Origin of the sequence: Sodalis sp. (in: enterobacteria), from assembly GCF_047607725.1 — a bacterium.
GTDB lineage: Bacteria > Pseudomonadota > Gammaproteobacteria > Enterobacterales > Enterobacteriaceae > JBLKSS01.
Genome location: NZ_JBLKSS010000004.1, coordinates 1 through 1494 on the forward strand (window position 1 = coordinate 1; position 1494 = coordinate 1494).

Here is a 1494-nt window from a genome sequence, read left to right on the forward strand (position 1 = left end):
ACAGTTATCAGACAATCTGTGTGGACACGTCACTCAACGTATCGTCTAGGTAAGGAGGTGATCCAACCGCAGGTTCCCCTACGGTTACCTTGTTACGACTTCACCCCAGTCATGAATCACAAAGTGGTAAGCGCCCTCCCGAAGGTTAAGCTACCTACTTCTTTTGCAACCCACTCCCATGGTGTGACGGGCGGTGTGTACAAGGCCCGGGAACGTATTCACCGTGGCATTCTGATCCACGATTACTAGCGATTCCGACTTCATGGAGTCGAGTTGCAGACTCCAATCCGGACTACGACGCACTTTATGAGGTCCGCTGACTCTCGCGAGATCGCTTCTCTTTGTATGCGCCATTGTAGCACGTGTGTAGCCCTACTCGTAAGGGCCATGATGACTTGACGTCATCCCCACCTTCCTCCGGTTTATCACCGGCAGTCTCCTTTGAGTTCCCGACCGAATCGCTGGCAACAAAGGATAAGGGTTGCGCTCGTTGCGGGACTTAACCCAACATTTCACAACACGAGCTGACGACAGCCATGCAGCACCTGTCTCAGAGTTCCCGAAGGCACCAAGGCATCTCTGCCTCGTTCTCTGGATGTCAAGAGTAGGTAAGGTTCTTCGCGTTGCATCGAATTAAACCACATGCTCCACCGCTTGTGCGGGCCCCCGTCAATTCATTTGAGTTTTAACCTTGCGGCCGTACTCCCCAGGCGGTCGATTTAACGCGTTAGCTCCGAAAGCCACGGCTCAAGGCCACAACCTTCAAATCGACATCGTTTACAGCGTGAACTACCAGGGTATCTAATCTTGTTTGCTCCCCACGCTTTCGTACCTGAGCGTCAGTTTTCGTTTAGGGGGTCGCCTTCGCCACCGGTATTCCTCCAGATCTCTACGCATTTCACCGCTACACCTGGAATTCTACCCCCCTCTACGAGACTCTAGCCTGCCAGTTTCAAATGCAGTTCCCAGGTTGAGCCCGGGGATTTCACATCTGACTTAACAGACCGCCTGCGTACGCTTTACGCCCAGTAATTCCGATTAACGCTCGCACCCTCCGTATTACCGCGGCTGCTGGCACGGAGTTAGCCGGTGCTTCTTCTGCGGGTAACGTCAATCAATGGCGCTATTAACGCCACTGCCTTCCTCCCCGCTGAAAGTGCTTTACAACCCGAAGGCCTTCTTCACACACGCGGCATGGCTGCATCAGGGTTTCCCCCATTGTGCAATATTCCCCACTGCTGCCTCCCGTAGGAGTCTGGACCGTGTCTCAGTTCCAGTGTGGCTGGTCATCCTCTCAGACCAGCTAGGGATCGTCGCCTAGGTGAGCCATTACCCCACCTACTAGCTAATCCCATCTGGGTTCATCCGATGGTGTGAGGCCCGAAAGTCCCCCACTTTGCTCTTGCGACGTTATGCGGTATTAGCTACCGTTTCCAGTAGTTATCCCCCTCCATCGGGCAGATCCCCAGACATTACTCACCCGTCCGCCGCTCG

General features: G+C 54.1%; 1 rRNA gene. It reads right to left on the reverse strand.

Features of this window, described 5'->3' with window-relative positions:
• Window positions 1–50: 50 nt before the first annotated feature.
• Window positions 51–1494 (reverse strand): 16S ribosomal RNA (locus ACMX3H_RS00050); the annotation flags it as partial.